The 20,556-nt window shown below is 41.6% G+C and carries 15 protein-coding genes; 12 read left to right on the forward strand and 3 right to left on the reverse strand.

Annotated elements, in window-relative coordinates:
• The first annotated feature begins 228 nt into the window (after positions 1 to 228).
• From ACERDH_RS01470 to ACERDH_RS01505, 8 genes are all read left to right on the forward strand, one after another.
• Positions 229 to 1,689, forward strand: coding sequence for an aminotransferase class I/II-fold pyridoxal phosphate-dependent enzyme (locus ACERDH_RS01470; protein ID WP_386682197.1), 1,461 nt, complete (start codon positions 229 to 231; stop codon positions 1,687 to 1,689).
• Positions 1,690 to 2,550 carry a polyamine aminopropyltransferase gene (speE, locus tag ACERDH_RS01475; RefSeq protein ID WP_088788452.1) on the forward strand — a complete coding sequence of 287 codons (861 nt, stop codon included), beginning with the start codon at positions 1,690 to 1,692 and terminating at the stop codon, positions 2,548 to 2,550. It begins immediately after the preceding gene.
• Positions 2,547 to 3,806, forward strand: coding sequence for a saccharopine dehydrogenase family protein (locus tag ACERDH_RS01480; protein ID WP_386682202.1), 1,260 nt, complete (start codon positions 2,547 to 2,549; stop codon positions 3,804 to 3,806). The genes speE and ACERDH_RS01480 overlap by 4 nt, the downstream gene beginning before the upstream one ends.
• Positions 3,806 to 4,933 carry a carboxynorspermidine decarboxylase gene (nspC, locus tag ACERDH_RS01485; RefSeq protein ID WP_000764388.1) on the forward strand — a complete coding sequence of 376 codons (1,128 nt, stop codon included), beginning with the start codon at positions 3,806 to 3,808 and terminating at the stop codon, positions 4,931 to 4,933. Before ACERDH_RS01480 ends, nspC begins: the two co-directional genes overlap by 1 nt.
• Positions 4,930 to 6,015, forward strand: coding sequence for an agmatine deiminase (gene aguA, locus ACERDH_RS01490; RefSeq protein ID WP_386682205.1), 1,086 nt, complete (start codon positions 4,930 to 4,932; stop codon positions 6,013 to 6,015). Before nspC ends, aguA begins: the two co-directional genes overlap by 4 nt.
• 9 nt (positions 6,016 to 6,024) lie before the next feature.
• Positions 6,025 to 6,900, forward strand: coding sequence for an N-carbamoylputrescine amidase (gene aguB, locus ACERDH_RS01495; RefSeq protein WP_386682208.1), 876 nt, complete (start codon positions 6,025 to 6,027; stop codon positions 6,898 to 6,900).
• Positions 6,901 to 7,091: 191 nt separating this feature from the next.
• Positions 7,092 to 7,793 carry a response regulator transcription factor gene (locus ACERDH_RS01500; protein ID WP_386682211.1) on the forward strand — a complete coding sequence of 234 codons (702 nt, stop codon included), beginning with the start codon at positions 7,092 to 7,094 and terminating at the stop codon, positions 7,791 to 7,793.
• Positions 7,790 to 8,668, forward strand: a complete 879-nt coding sequence (locus tag ACERDH_RS01505) for a sensor histidine kinase (protein WP_386682214.1) — start codon at positions 7,790 to 7,792, stop codon at positions 8,666 to 8,668. Before ACERDH_RS01500 ends, ACERDH_RS01505 begins: the two co-directional genes overlap by 4 nt.
• Positions 8,669 to 8,708: 40 nt before the next feature.
• On the opposite strand, the gene ACERDH_RS01510 is transcribed toward ACERDH_RS01505, so the two are convergent.
• The 3 genes from ACERDH_RS01510 to ACERDH_RS01520 all read right to left on the reverse strand — a co-directional run bounded on the left by ACERDH_RS01510 (position 8,709) and on the right by ACERDH_RS01520 (position 11,331).
• Entirely contained in the window at positions 8,709 to 9,461 is a 753-nt protein-coding gene (locus ACERDH_RS01510) for an ABC transporter permease (RefSeq protein WP_386682217.1), read from the reverse strand.
• A gap of 10 nt (positions 9,462 to 9,471) precedes the next feature.
• A complete protein-coding gene (locus ACERDH_RS01515; protein ID WP_386682220.1) occupies positions 9,472 to 10,380 on the reverse strand; it encodes an ABC transporter ATP-binding protein in 909 nt (302 codons plus the stop codon).
• Between the two features lie 141 nt (positions 10,381 to 10,521).
• A complete protein-coding gene (locus ACERDH_RS01520) occupies positions 10,522 to 11,331 on the reverse strand; it encodes a Cof-type HAD-IIB family hydrolase (protein ID WP_125447390.1) in 810 nt (269 codons plus the stop codon).
• Positions 11,332 to 11,549: 218 nt separating this feature from the next.
• On the opposite strand from ACERDH_RS01520, the gene ACERDH_RS01525 reads away from it, so the two are divergent.
• From ACERDH_RS01525 to ACERDH_RS01540, 4 genes are all read left to right on the forward strand, one after another.
• A complete protein-coding gene (locus tag ACERDH_RS01525) occupies positions 11,550 to 12,221 on the forward strand; it encodes a CPBP family intramembrane glutamic endopeptidase (RefSeq protein WP_254753754.1) in 672 nt (223 codons plus the stop codon).
• A 129-nt stretch (positions 12,222 to 12,350) separates the two neighbouring features.
• Positions 12,351 to 15,626 (forward strand): ATP-dependent nuclease subunit B, encoded by a 3,276-nt coding sequence (rexB, locus tag ACERDH_RS01530; protein ID WP_386682276.1) that lies wholly within the window; start codon positions 12,351 to 12,353, stop codon positions 15,624 to 15,626.
• On the forward strand, positions 15,623 to 19,273 hold the full coding sequence (gene addA / locus ACERDH_RS01535) for a helicase-exonuclease AddAB subunit AddA (protein ID WP_386682224.1): 3,651 nt from the start codon (positions 15,623 to 15,625) through the stop codon (positions 19,271 to 19,273). The genes rexB and addA overlap by 4 nt, the downstream gene beginning before the upstream one ends.
• Before the next feature lie 17 nt (positions 19,274 to 19,290).
• On the forward strand, positions 19,291 to 20,469 hold the full coding sequence (locus ACERDH_RS01540) for a hypothetical protein (RefSeq protein ID WP_386682227.1): 1,179 nt from the start codon (positions 19,291 to 19,293) through the stop codon (positions 20,467 to 20,469).
• Positions 20,470 to 20,556: the final 87 nt, after the last annotated feature.

Here is a 20,556-nt window from a genome sequence, read left to right on the forward strand (position 1 = left end):
ATTTTTAGTGTGGTGAAAGCACACGTCATCTTGTGAAACGATCAATAAAGTACGTAATATTTGCTACTAGAGAGTTAGGAAACATCGGGAACAGACATACTCAAAAGAAACAAACATAAAAACGTCAGAAGATTGCAGAGCAGGTGAAAACCTGCTCTTTTTTCATAAGTCAACCTTTAGTCGCCTTCGTCTTCTTGAAGCGCTAAAAATATGGTAAAGGAGTATGTCTTGAAAGAGTTAGATCAAAACCAAGCACCAATTTATGAGGCCTTGGTGAAGTTGCGCAAGAAAAGGATTGTTCCCTTTGATGTTCCAGGTCACAAGCGTGGACGGGGAAATCCAGAACTTGTCGAACTGTTAGGTGAAAAATGTGTAGGCATAGATGTCAATTCTATGAAACCCTTGGATAATTTAGGGCATCCTATTTCTATTATTAGGGATGCAGAAGAATTAGCTGCGGATGCTTTTGGAGCTAGCCATGCTTTTCTCATGATTGGAGGAACAACTTCATCGGTGCAGACTATGATTCTGGCAACCTGCAAGGCTGGAGATAAGATTATTCTGCCACGTAATGTCCACAAATCTGCTATCAATGCGTTGGTTCTATGTGGTGCTATTCCCATCTATATCGAGATGAGTGTGAACCCTAAAATTGGTATCGCTTTAGGTCTTGAAAATGACCGTGTTGCACAGGCCATTAAGGAACATCCAGATGCTAAAGCTATCCTAATTAACAATCCTACCTACTATGGAATTTGTTCAGACCTCAAGGGTTTAACGGAAATGGCTCATGAAGCTGGCATGATGGTTTTAGTAGATGAAGCCCACGGAGCGCATTTGCATTTCACTGATAAACTTCCAATGTCTGCAATGGATGCAGGAGCAGATATGGCTGCAGTATCTATGCATAAGTCTGGTGGGAGTTTGACACAAAGTTCGCTTCTTTTAATTGGGGAGCAGATGAATCCTGAGTACGTTCGTCAAATCATCAACCTGACCCAGTCAACATCCGCCTCTTACTTGTTGATGGCTAGTTTGGATATTTCACGTCGAAATTTAGCCCTTCGTGGTAAAGAGTCTTTTGAGAAAGTCATTGAGCTATCAGAGTATGCTCGTCGTGAAATCAATGCTATCGGTGGCTACTATGCCTACTCAAAAGAGTTAATAGATGGTGTGTCGGTATGTGATTTTGATGTAACCAAGCTGTCAGTTTACACTCAGGGTATTGGCTTAACAGGTATCGAGGTTTACGACCTCCTACGAGACGAATACGACATTCAAATCGAGTTTGGTGATATTGGCAATATCTTGGCCTATATTTCGATTGGTGACCGTATCCAAGATATTGAACGATTAGTCGGTGCTTTGGCTGATATCAAGAGACTCTACTCGAGAGATGGAAAAGATTTGATCGCTGGAGAATATATCCAACCGGAGTTGGTTCTATCTCCTCAGGAAGCCTTCTATTCAGAGAGAAAAAGTTTAACCTTGGACAATTCTGTTGGACAGGTCTGTGGGGAATTTGTCATGTGTTATCCTCCAGGGATTCCTATTTTGGCTCCTGGTGAACGCATTACACGAGAAATTGTCGATTATATCCAATTTGCCAAGGAACGTGGTTGCTCCCTCCAAGGGACGGAAGATCCTGAGGTCAATCACATCAACGTTATTAAGAGAAAGGAGAACTAGATGGATTTATGGTTTTCTGAAGTTCATACCCCAGATGTCAAATTATCTCTGAGAACAGCCAAGCAACTCTACGCTGGAAAAAGTGAATGGCAGGATATCGAAGTCTTGGATACGCCAGCTTTTGGAAAGATTTTGATTTTAAATGGTCACGTCTTATTCTCAGATGCTGATGATTTTGTCTACAACGAAATGACCGTTCATGTCCCCATGGCTGTTCACCCAAATCCAAAGAAAGTTTTAGTTATTGGGGGTGGCGACGGTGGTGTTGCACAAGTTTTAACACTCTATCCAGAATTGGAACAAATCGATATCGTGGAACCAGATGAGATGCTGGTTGAGGTTTGTCGTGAGTATTTCCCAGACTTTGCTGCAGGGCTAGATGACTCTCGTGTTACCATTTACTATCAAAATGGGCTACGCTTTTTGCGAAACTGCGAAGATGACTACGATATTATCATCAACGATGCGACAGATCCCTTTGGACATACGGAAGGGCTCTTTACCAAGGAATTTTACGGTAACAGTTACAGAGCCTTGAAAGAAGACGGTATCATGATTTACCAGCATGGGAGTCCCTTCTTTGACGAGGATGAGTCGGCTTGCCGAAGCATGCACCGCAAGGTCAATCAAGCCTTTCCAATTAGTCGGGTATATCAAGCCCATATCCCAACCAGCCCTGCTGGTTATTGGTTGTTTGGATTTGCATCGAAAAAATACCACCCTGTCAAAGATTTTGACAAGGAAGGCTGGAAAAAACGCCAGCTTTTCACAGAATACTATACTGCAAACTTACACGTGGGGGCCTTTATGTTGCCCAAGTATGTTGAGGACATTTTAGAAGAAGAGGAAGGAAAAAAATGAGTCGTTTATTAGTTATTGGATGTGGGGGCGTTGCCCAAGTTGCTATTTCAAAGATTTGCCAAGATAGCGAAACGTTTAAAGAAATTATGATTGCTAGCCGTACTAAGTCAAAATGTGATGACTTGAAAGCGAAGCTAGAAGGCAAAACAAGTACAAAGATTGAGACAGCTGCTCTTGATGCTGACAAGGTTGAAGACGTGATTGCCCTAATTGAAAGCTATAAACCAGAAGCTGTTTTGAACGTAGCTTTACCCTACCAAGACTTGACCATTATGGATGCTTGTTTAGCGACTGGAGTTCACTATATCGACACAGCTAACTACGAGGCCGAGGATACAGAAGACCCTGAATGGCGTGCTATTTATGAGAAACGTTGCAAGGAACTTGGTTTTACAGCCTACTTTGACTACTCATGGCAATGGGCTTATCAGGAAAAATTCAAAGAAGCAGGCTTGACCGCTTTGCTTGGCTCTGGATTTGACCCAGGCGTGACTAGTGTCTTTTCAGCCTATGCCCTTAAACATTATTTTGATGAAATCCACTATATCGACATTTTAGACTGTAATGGTGGTGACCACGGATATCCATTTGCGACAAACTTTAACCCAGAAATCAATCTCCGCGAGGTTTCTGCGCCAGGTTCTTACTGGGAAGATGGAAAATGGGTTGAAGTCGAAGCTATGTCAATCAAGCGCGAGTACGATTTCCCTCAGGTCGGACAAAAAGACATGTATCTCCTTCACCATGAAGAAATTGAATCATTGGCCAAGAACATTCCAGGTGTCAAACGCATTCGTTTCTTTATGACTTTTGGTCAATCATACTTGACGCACATGAAATGTTTGGAAAATATCGGTCTCCTTCGTACGGATACCATTAACTTTAACGGCCAAGAAATTGTTCCAATCCAATTTTTGAAAGCCTTGCTTCCAGACCCTGCAAGCCTTGGTCCACGTACTGTAGGTAAAACCAATATTGGATGTATCTTTACAGGTGTAAAAGATGGCGTTGAAAAGACCATCTACATCTACAATGTCTGCGACCATCAGGAATGTTACGCAGAAGTTGGTTCGCAAGCTATTTCTTACACAACAGGTGTTCCAGCCATGATAGGTACAAAATTAGTCATGAACGGTACTTGGAAACAACCAGGAGTTTATAACCTTGAAGAATTGGATCCAGATCCATTCATGGAAGCTTTGAATGAGTATGGTTTGCCTTGGGTTGTGGTTGAAAATCCACAAATGGTGGACTAATGAAGCTAGAACAAGTACCAACGCCAGCCTATGTCATTGACTTGCCCAAGTTAGAAGGCAACTGTCGTATTTTACAATATGTACAAGAAGAAGCTGGTTGCAAGGTTTTGCTTGCCCAGAAGGCTTATTCCCTCTACAAAACCTATCCCTTGATTAGCCAGTATCTATCAGGTACGACAGCCAGTGGACTCTATGAAGCTAAGCTAGCTAGGGAAGAATTCCCAGGAGAAGTCCATGTATTTGCGCCAGCCTTTAAGGATGCGGACTTGGAGGAATTGCTGGAGATAACAAATCATATCGTCTTTAACTCAGAGAGACAGTTGCGTAAACATGGGGCCCGTTGTCGGGATGCTGGTGTAAGCGTGGGTTTGCGACTTAACCCTCAGTGTTCAACTCAAGGTGACCACGCGCTCTATGACCCTTGTGCACCTGGCTCCCGTTTTGGAGTAACTTCAGACAAGATACCGAGTGATTTGCTGGATTTGGTGGATGGTCTTCATTTTCACACCCTTTGCGAGCAGGGAGCAGATGATTTAGAGACAACTTTGAAAGCAGTAGAAGAGCAATTTGGAGCCTATTTGCATCAGGTCAAATGGCTCAATATGGGGGGCGGACACCACATCACAAGAGAGGACTATGATGTAGATTTGCTGATTTCTGAGATCAAGCGTATCCGAGAAACTTACAATCTTGAAATCTATATCGAGCCTGGTGAAGCCATTGCGCTCAATGCAGGTTATCTAGCAACTGAAGTATTGGATATTGTCGAAAACGGTATGGAAATCTTGGTTTTAGACGCCTCTGCGACCTGCCATATGCCTGATGTACTTGAGATGCCCTATCGTCCACCTTTGAGAAATGGATTTGCCGCTCAGGAAAAAGCCCATACCTATAGACTTTCTTCCAATACCTGTCTGACAGGAGATGTGATTGGTGATTATAGCTTTGAAAATCCAGTTCAAATCGGTGATAGACTTTATTTTGAAGATATGGCTATTTACTCATTTGTCAAAAATAATACCTTTAATGGTATTGGATTGCCAAGTCTCTATCTCATGGATGAGCAGGGTGACTGCAGATTAGTCAAATCTTTTGGTTATCAAGACTTTAAAGGGAGATTATCATGATGGACAGTCCCAAAAAATTAGGCTATCGCATGCCAGCAGAATACGAGCCCCATCATGGTACCCTTATGATATGGCCAACTCGACCAGGTTCATGGCCCTTTCAAGGAAAGGCTGCCAAAAGAGCTTTCAGCCAGATCATTAAGACTATAGCAGAAGGGGAAAGAGTCTATCTTTTGGTTGGCCAAGACTACTTAGCTGAAGCCCAATCTTATCTTGGAGACAAGGTTATTTATCTAGACATTCCCACCAATGATGCCTGGGCGCGTGATACGGGTCCGACCATTCTTATCAATGATGAAGGCCAGAAATTAGCCGTGGATTGGTCTTTCAATGCTTGGGGTGGTGCTGTTGATGGTCTTTATCAAGATTATGAAGATGATGACCAAGTAGCCAGTCGTTTTGCTGAGACCTTGGAAATGCCTGTTTATGATGCCAAGCCTTTTGTACTGGAAGGCGGAGCGATACATAGCGATGGTCAAGGAACCATTCTCGTGACTGAAAGTTGCTTGCTTAGTTCTGGTCGCAATCCTCATCTTAGTAAGGAAGAAATCGAAACCACCTTATTAGAGTGCCTTGGAGCTGAAAAAGTTATCTGGCTTCCTTATGGTATTTATCAGGACGAAACCAATGAACACGTTGACAATGTTGCTGCCTTTGTTGGTCCTGCTGAGCTTGTTTTGGCTTGGACAGACGACAAAAGCGATCCTCAATATGCCATGTCAAAAGCAGATCTCGAACTCTTAGAGCAAGAGACAGATGCAAAAGGTCGTCACTTCACCATTCATAAACTTCCAATTCCAGCTCTTCATCAAGTTGTAACCAAAGAGGATTTGCCAGGCTACATCTATGAAGAAGGAGAAGAAGAGCGATACGCAGGTGAAAGGCTTGCTGCTTCCTATGTCAATTTCTATATTGCTAACAAGGCAGTCTTGGTTCCCCAGTTTCAAGATAAAAACGACCAAGTGGCCTTAGATATCCTCAGTAAGTGTTTCCCAGACCGTAAAGTTGTCGGAATTCCAGCCAGAGATATTCTCTTAGGTGGTGGCAATATCCACTGTATCACCCAACAAATCCCAGAATAGGAGAAAAAAATGAGAAATGTAAGAGTTGCGGCCATTCAGATGCAATGCGCTAAGGATGTGGCAACAAATATCCAAACCGCAGAGCGTTTAGTACGTCAGGCTGCAGAACAAGGCGCACAAATCATTCTCTTGCCCGAGTTGTTTGAACGTCCTTATTTTTGTCAGGAACGTCAGTATGACTACTACCAGCATGCCCAATCTGTATCAGAAAATACTGCCATTCAGCATTTTAAGGTGATTGCTAAGGAACTACAAATTGTTCTACCGATTAGTTTCTATGAAAAAGATGGCAATGTCTTGTATAATTCTATTGCAGTTATTGACGCTGATGGGGAAGTGCTGGGTGTTTATCGAAAGACCCACATACCAGATGATCATTATTATCAAGAAAAATTTTATTTCACACCTGGCAACACAGGTTTCAAGGTCTGGGATACTCGCTATGCCAAGATTGGGATCGGTATCTGTTGGGATCAATGGTTCCCTGAAACAGCGCGTTGTCTTGCATTGAATGGTGCTGAATTGCTCTTTTATCCAACTGCTATTGGCTCTGAGCCTATCCTAGATACAGATAGTTGTGGTCATTGGCAACGTACCATGCAAGGACACGCAGCAGCAAATATTGTTCCAGTTATTGCAGCCAATCGTTATGGATTGGAAGAGGTCACGCCTAGTGAGGAAAATGGTGGACAGAGTTCCAGTCTTGACTTCTACGGTTCATCCTTTATGACGGATGAAACAGGAGCTATTCTAGAACGAGCTGAAAGACAAGGAGAAGCTGTTCTGTTAGCAACTTATGACCTTGATAAGGGATCAAGCGAACGTCTAAACTGGGGCTTGTTTCGAGATAGAAGACCAGAAATGTATCAACGTATTACGGACTAGTAGGAGAGAAATGAGATATTCATTCTGCTAGATTAACTTCTTATTTTCAACTATAAGGATACTATGTTGTCTAGTAAGTGGATTTTATATTTTAACTCTCTAAGGCTTTCTCGCGCTTTTATGCGAGGAGCTTTTCTGTTTAAGCTTTATCAATAAAACATGCTATAATAGTTGCAGAAAGGTTGGTATTTATGGCTAGGATATTGGTTATTGAAGACAATAGTGACATTCAAGAGATTTTACGAACACTTCTTACTGAGGAGCATGAGGTGATTCAAGCCTTTTCTGGTACAGAAGGAATCATGCTTTTTGACCAAGGTGGGATTGACCTCGTTTTGCTAGATATCATGCTTCCTGGGAAAAATGGAGATCAGGTTTTAAAAGCTATCAGGGAAGAAAGTCAAATTCCAGTCATTATGCTAACAGCTTTGAGCGATAAGAAGTTAATCAGTCAATATCTCTTAGACGGTGCAAATGATTACATAGTGAAACCTTTTGATTTGGACGAAGTCTTTGCCAGAGTTACTGTTCAATTACGCCAAAGTGCAGAAAAACAGTCTGTGGAAATTGTAAAAACTGAAAATCTGCCACAAAACTTGAAAAATATCCAGTTTGATGCAGAAAGTTTTGAAATCAAAAATAGTCAGGAAATGATTCGCCTTGCCAAGAAAGAGTGCTTGATTCTCCAAACTCTCCTTAAACACCCTAAGAAAATTTTCACCAAGGAAGAACTTTATGAATTGGTCTGGGAGGAGAACTATCTACCTGGAGATAATACCCTCAATACGCATTTGAGTAATCTTCGTAAAAAATTAAACCAGCTTGACCCAAATCAAGAATATATTGAAACCATTTGGGGAGTTGGGGTAAGATTAAAAGGAGATAAGCAATGACCTACATGATAATCTTTGTCCTACTAGTACTCATAATTATTTTATCGATTGCATTGATTCGCTACCATCTAGCACTTAAGAGCCTGAGTCAACAGATTGAAGACAAGATTCTCACAGGTAGTATGAAAAGAGTCGGAGTCAGCATTTTTTCCAAACATTTTTTACATCTCTACCAGCAGATTGAGAATCTATTTCAGGAAGTGGAACAATCTCGACTGGTTATGAAAAGGGAAAAGCAGACTCTGGATATGGCCATCAGCAATATCGCCCATGATATTCGGACGCCTCTGACTATCGCGTCAGGCTACACCCAACAATTGATAAAGTCTCCTGAAGACAAATCAGAAACCTTACAAAAAATAGCCCAGCATCTTGATTTAGTTTCCAAACGTTTGGAAGCTCTCCTAGAATATCGTCGCTTGATGGAAGGAGCTGTCAAACCGAAACTGGAAGAAGTGGATTTTTCAGCTTTTATTACCAAGAAGACTCTGGCTTATTATGATGTTTTTCAGGCGGCAAATATCACGCTTGATTTTAAGGTTGAAGCTGGTCTGAAAATGAGGACTGATGAAGACTTGCTGGATCGAATTTTACAAAATCTGCTTGGGAATGTCCTCAAACATGGCAAGGAAGAAGCGCGACTATCTTTGAGAAAGGAAAAGGAACAGCTTGTCTTAGAGATTGCAAACCTTGTCAAACAGCCCATCAAAAAAATAGAAAATCTCAGCAACCGTTTTTATTCTGAAAATCTATCTGATACGGAAGAATCCTCTGGTTTAGGACTTTATATCACTGAGGAATTATGCCATCTTCTCGGTGCAGAGATGAAACTAAGCACAGATGGACAATGGTTATCAGTTTTTATTTACTTTTAACAAAAAGAAACCTCCTCTGTAGGCTAGAGGAGGTCATTTTTTATAGACTTTTCTTTTTGAAAACTGTCAGTCCACCTATATTAAAGATTACAATAACAGCTAAGGTAACTATAAGTGTATAGAAAATGGATTCACTATTAGCAGTCATAGCATAGAAAAACTGCAATGATAAATATGGCAAAATTTTGATACTTGGAAAAATAAGCATTGGCATAGAAAGTAAGATAGAGCTGACCAAATAACCAATAAATACTGCAAGATAAGAATGGCTAACATAGAGAATGAAGGAAACAATGGAAAGCCAAGCAAGGAGGCAAAGGAATTGAAGGGAAATGGTTATCAGTAGATTGCCAATAAAGCCATCAGGCATAGTTCCAAATCCATTTAAGATAGTTGCTGGAATAAAGGCAATCACAAGGCTGATGATAAGTTGCAAAAGTGCAATACAAGCCAGTACAAAGGCTTTGGCAAGGAAAAACTCGGTACGAGAAACACCCACTGTTAAACTATTTTTATAGAGTTTACCGATTAAATCAACTCCAAGAACGAGGCAGGCTAGGACAATACAGAGAAAAACGAGGTTTGAACCTTGACTAGATGCGTTAATAAGTGACTGTACACCGTCCCAACCATGGGTTGGAATTTCTGGTTCTTCTGTCTGGATTGCCATCAGATGACCAGTAGCTCCAAAAATAGCCCCCATTAACATGAGTACAAAGAGAATGAACTCTGTAATCCAGAATCCTTTGGAGCGGAAAAGACGGTAAAAATCTGCTTGAATGGTATGTATCATGATTTTCCTCCTATTGGACCAATTGAGTGAAGTATTCTTCTAGGTTTTGACGGGCATAGTAAATCTCGTCAATGGCGACATCTGCCAAGGTTAATTCCTTAAGAATCTGTTTGACATCTTGTTCCTGACCAAAGATGTGAATTTCATTTTCTGGATTAACAACCTTGAACTGGAGCTGGATTTGTTCTTTCAATACTTGACAAGCTTTCTCTTGGTCAGCTGTCTTAAGAACAATATAATCCTCACTTAGTGTTTCAAATTCAGCTTTGCTGATTTCACGGATAATCTTGCCTTGATCTAAAATACCAAAACGATTTGCTAGGAGATAGAGTTCTGACAAGATATGGCTAGAGATGAGAATGGTTATCCCTTTTTCTTGATTGAGCCGTTGAATCATCAGACGAAATTCTTTGATACCTATTGGGTCGAGACCGTTGATAGGTTCATCTAATATCAGGAAGTCTGGTTTGGAGAGAAGAGCAATGGCGATGCCAAGTCTTTGCTTCATTCCAAGAGAGAAATCTCGAAAGACTTTTTTACCTGTATCTGACAAACCTACATAGTCCAGCATTTCTCGAATGACTTGATCAGCATTTGGAATATGACGAATCATACAATAATATTTCAGATTTTGGTAGGCTGTTAAGTGATTATGAGCTACGGGTGATTCAATCACTGAACCTACTCGAGATAGGGCCTTGGTCCACTCATTTTCTGTTTGGCTAGAGAAGAGGGAAACAGTCCCTTTATCCGCAAACAGTAGTTGCGTAATGATTTTTATCAAGGTGGTTTTCCCAGCTCCGTTCTTTCCGATAAGTCCATAAATATCTCCCTCTCTTATCGTTAGATGAAGATCTTGAAGAATAGCTTGTTTGTCAAAGTTTTTGGACAATCCATGAATATCAAGTACTGTTTTCATGATTTTCTCCTTTTGATTTATTTTTCTAACTTTAGTATAAAGCATAGAAATCAAAGAAAGCTCAAGGATTTCTAAAGAGTTTCTAAAGTTTTAGGAATTTTTAAATAGCAAAACCCAGTTGACACGAACTGGGCTTCTTAATTATAAAATATACTTCTCAATGGCACGCGCAACACCGTCTTCTTCGTTGCTGGCTGTAACGGCATCCGCAAGAGATTTGACATAATCGCTGGCATTTCCCATAGCAATGCCCAACCCTGCAAACTGGAGCATTTCGATATCGTTATTGGCATCGCCCATGGCCATGATTTCTGAGGAATCAATCTTCAAAATCTCTGCTAGTCGAGAAAGAGCAGTAGCCTTTGTCGTACCAAGTGGCATAGCTTCATAAATGACAGGCTGCGAACGAACTCCACTGAATCGTTGGCAGAGTTCCTCAGCAAAACGCTCTTCAAAATCATCTGTTTGACTCTCTGTACCCAAAAACATACCTTGGAACATACGATACTTGCCACTAGTCGCTTCCTCTAGTGAAATTTCAGTCAGGTCTGAAAAGACTAGGTCGGCATCATTTTGAATGATTTCATTAGGCTTGCCACCGAGGACAAAATAATGTTCCTCATCAAAAAGAGTCAACTGAACCTCACTCTTTTCAGCAAGCTCATAGAGATATTCAATGTCAGCCGGACTGAGTTCTTGCCAGTCAACTAGCCCCCAATCACTGGTCTGGTGAGTTGAGCAACCGTTGTTAACAATGACATACTCATTCTGGAGGTCCAGCCCCAGTTTTTGATAGTAGGGGAGGACGCCGAAAAGGGGGCGACCCGTACAGAGAACCAGTTTGACACCTTTTTCAATGGCTTGGTGAATAGCAGCGATGTGAGCTTGTGGGATTTCCTTGGCTTCATTGAGGAGAGTTCCGTCCATATCCAAGGCTAGTAGTTTAATCATAGTTTTTCCTTCTTTATCTTTTGGTATTATTATAGCATATTTTGGAGAAGAAATTGATAGGAAGCTTGGGGCTAATTGATTTTACAGTTTAAGATGTTTTGATGACAATTCATGATTTGAAGAGGATATTTTGTAAAGAGATGCTATACTAAACTTGTTATACAGTTAAATAAACCATTATATTCAATAATCTAGTCAAGGAAAACAGAGGGTTTAATATGAAAAAACGGATTATTCAGATTTTACTAGCATTGTCCTTAATTTTTTACAACTCAACTTGGTTTTGGAGGCTTTTCAATCACCTCGCAAAGTCCTATCTACCAGCAAGTCGTGAATTTTTTCAGATTCTGCTTTTGATGGAGAGTAGTGTTCTTTGGTTAGCTGTCATCTATCTACTAGTTTTTACAGGAAAGAAGACTTTTCATTTCAAGTGGCAGTTAAGGTACTTTATCTACCTTTTACTGGGCTACATCATTTCGTATATGTCGGACTTCTTCTTGTCTTATTTCATACCCTCGTCTTCAAATCAAATCTCTTTGAATGCAACGATAGAAATGATAGGGAGACAGGAATTACCCTATTTCTTGCTCATAGCTTGCTTCATCGGCCCTATTGCTGAGGAGTTGATTTATCGCGGTGTGCTTATGACAACCTTTTTCAAAAACTCGCCTTGGTACGGAGATGTCTTGCTTTCTGCTATTATTTTCGGTTATATTCATATCAATTTTGCTTTAACTCCTCTTGCTTTTTTCATTTACGCTAGTGGAGGGCTTATTTTTGCTCTATTGTATCGCATGACAAAAAGTCTCTACTATCCAATACTAGTTCATATTTTCATCAATATCACTGCCTTCTGGGATGTATGGTTACTCCTATTTTCAGGAAGTTAGCTTACTAAAACAATGTCGGAACTTTCCGGCATTTTCTTTTCAACAGGTGAGCAAGAACTGATTATTTTCAGACTTGGGTGACTAATCATGGTATAATAAAAGGTAATGAAAAATTCTAACGAGGCAGAGATGAAATTACTTTATACTGATATTCGGACTTCTTTGACAGAAATTCTAACTAGAGAGTCGGAGGAGCTAGTTGCTGCTGGCAAGCGAGTCTTCTACATCGCCCCCAACTCTCTTTCATTTGAAAAGGAACGCGCCGTGCTGGAATGCTTGTCCCAGCAGGCTTCTTTTGCGATTACCGTTACGCGCTTTGCTCAAATGGCTCGTTATCTGGTCTTGAATGACCTGCCTGCCAAGACCAGTCTTGATGATATCGGTCTTGGGATGGCCTTTTATAAATGCCTTGCGGAACTTGACCCCAAGGACTTGCGTGTTTATGGTGCGATTAAGCAGGATCCTCAATTTATCCAGCAGTTGATTGAGCTTTACCACGAGATGACCAAAGCTCAGATGAGTTTTTTGGACTTGGAGAGTTTGACGGATGAGGACAAGAGAGCCGATTTACTCTTGATTTTTGAGAAGGTAACGGCCTACCTCAATCAAGGTCAGTTGTCTCAAGGAAGTCAGTTATCCCATTTGATTGAGGCTATTGAGAATGACAAAGTAAGTAGTGATTTTAGCCAGATTGCCTTGGTCATTGATGGATTTACCCGTTTTTCTGCTGAGGAAGAGCGGATTGTGGACCTACTTCATGGCAAGGGTGTTGAAATTGTCATTGGAGCCTATGCTAGTAAGAAAGCTTATACCAGCCCATTCGCTGAAGGCAATCTCTATCAAGCCAGTGTGGAGTTTCTCCATCATCTAGCCTCTAAATACCAAACTCCTGCTCAAGACCGTTCTCAGATTCATGAGAAGATGGATAGTTTTGATAAGGCCTCTCGTTTGCTAGAGTCTTCTTATGACTTTTCAGAATTCACCTTGGATGTCGATGATAAGGACCGTGAAAACTTACAAATCTGGTCTTGTTTGACGCAAAAGGAGGAGTTGGAGCTAGTAGCCCGTAGCATCCGTCAGAAATTGCATGAGAACTCAGACCTGAGCTACAAGCATTTTCGTATTCTTTTGGGAGATGTGTCTTCTTACCAATTATCTCTTAAAACCATTTTTGACCAGTATCAGATTCCTTTCTATCTTGGTAGAAGCGAATCCATGGCCCACCACCCTTTGACACAGTTTGTCGAGTCTATTTTAGCTTTAAAACGCTATCGTTTCCGTCAGGAGGATTTGATTAATCTTCTCAGAACAGGTTTGTATACCGACCTTAGTCAAGCTGATATTGATGCTTTTGAGCAATATATCCGTTATCTTGGTATCAATGGCTTGCCAGCCTTTCAGCAAGCCTTCACCAAATCTCACCATGGAAAATTTGATTTGGAACGTTTAAATGCTCTTCGTCTGCAGATTGTAGCGCCTCTTGAGACCCTCTTTGTCAGCCGAAAACAAAAGGCTGAAAATCTCTTGCAAAAGTGGAACTCTTTTCTAAAAGAAGGAGCTGTGACCAAGCAGTTACAAGATTTGACAGCTACTATGGAAACTCTTGAACAGGAAAGACAGGCTGAAGTTTGGAAGGCTTTCTGTCATGTTTTAGAACAATTTGCGACCGTTTTTGCTGGTTCACAGGTTAGTCTGGAAGACTTCCTAGCCTTGCTCCATTCTGGAATGAGCCTATCTCAATACCGTACCATTCCAGCGACAGTGGACACCGTTCTGGTGCAGAGTTACGATTTGATTGCACCACTGACTGCTGACTTTGTCTACGCCATTGGGCTGACTCAGGACAATTTACCAAAAATCGCGCAGAATACCAGCCTTTTGACAGATGAAGAAAGGCAAAACCTAAACCAAACGACTGAAGAGGGAGCGCAATTACTGATTACCAGCAGTGAAAATCTCAAGAAAAATCGCTATACTATGCTTTCCTTGGTCAATTCTGCTCGTAAGCAGTTGGTCTTGTCGGCTCCAAGCCTTTTTAACGAAAGTGAAAGTAAGGAGTCAGCCTATCTTCAAGAACTGGTTCATTTTGGATTTAGTCGGAGAGAGAAGAGGATAAATCACAAAGGGCTATCTATGGAGGAGATGGGGTCCTATCACAGTCTTTTGTCTAGTCTGGTTGCCTATCACCAGCAGGGCGAGACGAGAGATACTGAGCAAGATTTGACCTTTGTCAAGGTTCTGGCGCGTGTCATGGGTAAAAAACTAGACCAGCAAGGTCTGGAAAATCCAGCACTCCCAACCAGTCCGAGTAGCAAGCCCTTAGCAAAGGATACCTTACAGGTTCTCTATCCTGCTGAACAGGAATTTTACCTGTCTACCTCTGGTTTGACCGAGTTTTACCGGAACCAATACAGTTATTTCCTCCGATACGTTTTAGGCTTGCAGGAGGAATTACGTTTGCGTCCTGATGCCCGTAGTCACGGGAATTTCTTGCATCGTATCTTTGAACGAGCCTTGCAGTTGCCTGATGAAGATTCCTTTGACCACCGTCTAGAACAAGCTATTCAAGAAACCAGTCAAGAACGTGAATTTGAAGCTATTTATCAAGAAAGTTTGGAAGCCCAGTTTACCAAGGAAGTTCTGCTTGATGTAGCTCGCACGACTGGACATATTCTTCGTCATAATCCAGCCATCGAGACCATTAAAGAAGAGGCGAATTTCGGTGGGAAAGAGCAGGCCTTTATTCAATTGGACAATGGACGCAGTGTTTTTGTACGAGGTAAGGTTGACCGCATTGACCGTTTGAAAGCTGATGGGGCGATAGGAGTAGTAGACTACAAGTCTAGTCTAACTCAGTTCCAGTTTCCTCATTTCTTTAATGGACTCAATTCCCAGTTACCAACTTACTTAGCTGCCCTAAAAAGAGAAGGGGAGGAGAACTTTTTCGGTGCCATGTACTTGGAAATGGCTGAGCCTGTCCAATCTCTGATGGCCGTTAAAAGTCTGGCAGGTGCAGTAGTAGAAGCCAGCAAGTCTATGAAATACCAAGGACTCTTTTTAGAAAAAGAAAGCAGTCATTTGGGCGAATTTTACAACAAAAACAAGGCCAATCAGCTGACGGATGAGGAATTTCAGCTCCTACTGGACTACAATGCCCATCTTTACAAGAAAGCAGCTGAGAAAATTTTAGAAGGTCAGTTCGCCATTAACCCTTATACCGAAAATGGCAGAAGTATTGCCCCATACGTCCAGCAACATCAAGCCATCACAGGATTTGAAGCCAATTACCACTTAGGCAAAGCCCGTTTCCTAGAAAAGTTGGACTTAGCTGATGGCAAGCGTCTGGTCGGAGAAAAACTCAAGCAAGCTTGGTTTGAAAAAATAAGAGAGGAGTTGAATCGATGAAGCCTATTCCCTTTTTAAGTGAGGAGGAGATTCAAAAACTGCAAGAAGTAGAAGCAAATTCGAGCAAGGAACAAAAGAAAACTGCCGAACAAATCGAAGCCATCTACACTTCTGGTCAAAATATCCTTGTTTCAGCATCGGCTGGTTCTGGGAAAACCTTTGTTATGGCAGAGCGCATTCTGGACCAATTGGCGCGTGGTGTCGAAATTTCTCAACTCTTTATCTCAACATTTACAGTTAAGGCAGCCACTGAGCTTAAGGAACGTTTGGAGAAAAAAATCAGCCAACAAATCCAAGAAACGGATGATGTCGAGCTCAAACAACACTTAGGTAGACAGTTAGCAGACCTACCCAACGCTGCCATCGGAACCATGGACTCTTTCACACAAAAATTCCTTGGCAAACATGGCTATCTGATTGACATTGCGCCTAATTTCCGTATTTTACAAAATCAAAGCGAGCAACTCCTTCTAAAAAATGAAGTCTTTCATGAGGTCTTTGAAGCCCATTATCAAGGTAAACAGAAAGAAAAATTTAGTCATTTGCTGAAAAATTTTGCTGGGCGTGGCAAGGACGAACGGGGTCTGCGCCAGCAGGTCTACAAAATCTATGACTTCCTCCAATCCACCAGCAACCCTCAAAAGTGGCTGAGTGAATCTTTCCTCAAAGGCTTTGAAGAGGCTGATTTTACGAATGAAAAAGGAAAACTAACTGAGCAAATCAAACAAGCCCTTTGGGACTTGGAAAGTTTCTTCCGTTATCATCTGGATAATGATGCCAAGGAGTTTGCAAAGGCTGCTTATTTAGAAAATGTCCAGCTGATTTTGGATGAAATTGGCTCCTTAAATCAGGAGTCCGATAGTCAGGCTTATCAAGCAGTGCTTGCGCGTGTTGTCGCAATTTCGAAAGATAAAAATGGTCGAGCTCTGACGAATGCCAGCCGTAAAACTGATTTGAAGCCACTGGCCGATGCCTACAACGAAGAGAGAAAGACCCAGTTTGCTAAACTAGGACAACTGTCAGACCAGATAACCATTCTCGACTATCAAGAACGTTATCATGGAGATACCTGGGAACTAGCTAAGACCTTCCAATCTTTCATGAGTGATTTTGTGGAAGCTTATCGTCAGCGTAAACGTCAGGAAAATGCCTTTGAATTCGCTGATATCAGCCATTACACCATTGAGATTTTAGAGAATTTCCCACAAGTTCGTGAGGCTTATCAGGAGCGTTTCCACGAAGTCATGGTCGATGAGTATCAAGATACCAACCATATTCAAGAACGGATGCTGGAATTGCTGTCTAATGGCCACAATCGCTTTATGGTGGGAGATATCAAGCAGTCCATCTATCGTTTCCGTCAGGCAGACCCGCAGATTTTCAATGAGAAATTCCAACGCTATGCACAAGATTCCCAAGAAGGCAAGCTGATTCTCCTGAAGGAAAATTTCCGTAGCAGTTCAGAAGTTCTGTCAGCAACCAATGATGTTTTTGAACGCCTTATGGACCAAGAGGTCGGCGAAATCAACTATGACAGCATGCACCAACTTGTTTTTGCCAATACCAAGCTGACTCCCAATCCAGACAACAAGGCAGAATTTCTCATCTACGACAAGGACGATACAGGTGAGGAAGAAGAGAGTCGAACAGAAACGAAACTAACAGGTGAAATGCGCTTAGTTATCAAGGAAATCCTTAAACTCCATAAGGAACAAGGTGTTGCCTTTAAGGAAATTGCCCTTCTGACCTCCAGTCGCAGTCGTAATGACCAGATTCTTCTCGCCCTGTCTGAGTACGGAATTCCTGTCAAAACTGACGGAGAACAAAACAATTATCTCCAATCCCTAGAAGTGCAAGTCATGCTAGACACCCTTCGTGTCATTCACAATCCCCTGCAAGACTATGCCTTGGTTGCCCTTATGAAGTCTCCTATGTTTGGATTTGATGAGGACGAGTTAGCACGTTTATCTCTTCAGAAAGCAGAGGATAAAGTCCACGAAAATCTCTATGAGAAACTAGTAAATGCTCAAAAACAGGTAAGTAGCCAAAAAGTCTTGATTCACACAGCTCTAGCTGAGAAACTAAAGCAATTCATGGATATCTTGGCTTCTTGGCGCTTGTATGCCAAAACGCACTCCCTATATGACCTGATTTGGAAGATTTATAACGACCGTTTTTACTACGATTATGTCGGGGCTTTGCCAAATGGGCCTGCTAGACAAGCTAATCTCTATGCCCTAGCACTTCGTGCTGATCAATTTGAAAAGAGCAATTTCAAGGGCTTGTCGCGTTTTATTGGTATGATTAACCAAGTTTTAGAAGCCCAGCACGATTTGGCAAGCGTGGCTGTCTCACCGCCAAAAGATGCAGTAGAGCTCATGACCATTCACAAGAGTAAAGGGCTGGAGTTTCCTTACGTCTTTATTCTCAATATGGATCAAGATTTCAACAAGCAAGACTCTATGTCAGAAGTCATTCTCAGTCGTAAAAATGGACTAGGTATCAAATACATTGCCAAAATGGAGACAGGAGCAGTGGAAGCCTACTACCCTAAAACCATCAAGCTATCTATTCCTAGCCTGACCTATAGGCAGAACGAAGAGGAATTACAGCTAGCAAGCTATTCAGAGCAGATGCGCCTTCTTTATGTTGCCATGACACGGGCTGAGAAAAAGCTCTATCTTGTCGGTAAGGGATCTCGTGAAAAGCTGGAAGCCAAGGAATACCCAGCAGCTAAAAATGGAAAACTAAACAGCAACACTAGACTTCAAGCCAAGAATTTCCAAGATTGGATGTGGGCTATCAGTAAAGTATTTGCCAAGGATCATCTCAACTTTAGCTATCGTTTTGTTGGTGAAGATCAGCTGACTAAAGAAGCTATCGGAGAATTGGAAACCAAAAGTCCTCTCAAAGATAGCTCCCAAGCAGATAACCGTCAGTCAGAAACCATCAAAGAAGCCCTTGAAATGCTGAAAGAGGTGGAAGTTTATAATACTCTTCACCGCGCAGCCATTGAACTTCCTAGTGTTCAAACCCCAAGTCAAATCAAGAAATTTTACGAACCAGTTATGGATATGGAAGGTGTTGAGATTGCAAGCCAAGGACAGTCAGTAGACAAGAAAATCAACTTTGATTTGCCAGATTTTTCAACCAAAGAAAAGGTAACAGGAGCTGAGATTGGTAGTGCTACCCACGAACTCATGCAGAGAATTGACCTCAGCCAGCAACCAAACCTTGCTAGCCTGACAGAAACTCTTAAACAAGTTCAAACCAGCCCAGCTGTCAGAGACAAGATCAATCTTGTTAAAATTCTTGCATTCTTTGACACAGCACTCGGTCAGGAAATTCTTGCTAATACCGACCGTCTCTATCGCGAGCAACCTTTCTCCATGCTCAAACGAGACCAAAAGAGTCAGGAAGATTTCGTTGTTCGTGGAATCTTGGACGGCTATTTGCTTTATGAGGATAGAATTGTTCTTTTCGACTACAAGACAGACCGCTATGATGACTCAAGTCAACTCATAGATCGCTATCGTGGTCAGTTAACCCTATACGGAGAGGCTTTATCTCGAGCCTATTCGATTGAAAATATTGAGAAATACTTGATTTTACTCGGTAAAGACGAGGTTCAAGTTGTAAAAGTATAATCTAGAAAGGAGACCTCATGACACTTCCAGTTAGAAAATCCCTACATGATGCGGTTTTACAGGCTTCAAAAGCTGATACTTGGGAACAAGCTACCAAGGAATGGAATGAAGTTTCCTTGATTTTTAACGGTATCGGCCGTAGCAATTGTGTCTGTGGAAATGCCATCAAATACGCCTACGAACTCTTTAACAGTATCACAGGTCAACGCCTCTTTCCGATTGGTAGTGATTGTGTTCGGCATTTTCATCGATTGACCCTTGACCAGCAACTAGAGGAGGAAGAAAAACTGCTCAGAAAGGTTGAAAATCTGACCAGAAAAGCCCAGAAAAAGGAGAAAATCAAGGTCAATAAAAGTGACTTTGACGAGCGACTTCTAAAGTGGCTCTGGAAAAAAGGTGTTTTTAAACCCAATCGTGGCAATCAGTTCTCACCTGAGAAAGACTATCAGCTCTTCCTAGAAGTCTTTCAAGGAGGCAGTTGGACCAAGGCAGAGCCCAAGAAGAAGGCTCGTATGGAAGAAGTTCTTGAAAAGTGTATCAAACCCTTTTTACTTGGAAAATCAGATGATAATCTCTACCTTGTCAAGCTAGGTAAGGAGAAAATTGACTACGAACAAGAACTCCGTATTCAAGCAGAGAAAGAGCGCAAGAAAAGAGATAGAATCGCCAAGCAATATGCAGACAATCTGGTACTAGCCATGGGACCAGCAGAGCGTGCCTATCAAGATTACTTTGGCTTTACAGAAACCTTAACCCAAGAAGAACGCAAGTGGGAGAAAATTCTTTTTGGTAAAAATCGGACAGAACGGGCTATCAAAGCCAAACAATACCAAAAAGAGTTGGAAAAAGACCAACGAATAGCCGGGCAGGATCCGATTGAAAGAAAGCAGAAGCAGACCTGGCTCCTCAATTCCTATTTTCGTGAGCTTCTTGAAGAAAAAGCCCGATTTGCTCGGCTCTTGTTAGAATATCGAAAAAGTGGAGAAGTGCCCTTTTCAACTGAATACCTGTCAGATCATCTCATCGACTTTTTCTATAAAATGAAAGCTTTTGAGTTTGAAATCGCACCAGACCAAGTTCGAGATTTTCTAAAAGAAAGCCTTCAGGCAGATCATCTATCCTCAGCACAAGAAAGCTGGATAGAAGGTATTCTCCTCAACTGCATCAAACCATTTTTAGAACGATTGCTAATATAAGTAACACCTACCGTGGAAATTTCATGGTAGGTATTATTTTTTTTATAGTCAGTGTCATTTTTATTTGAAAACAAAACCAAACTTATT

Origin of the sequence: Streptococcus bovismuti, from assembly GCF_042436615.2 — a bacterium.
Lineage (GTDB): Bacteria > Bacillota > Bacilli > Lactobacillales > Streptococcaceae > Streptococcus.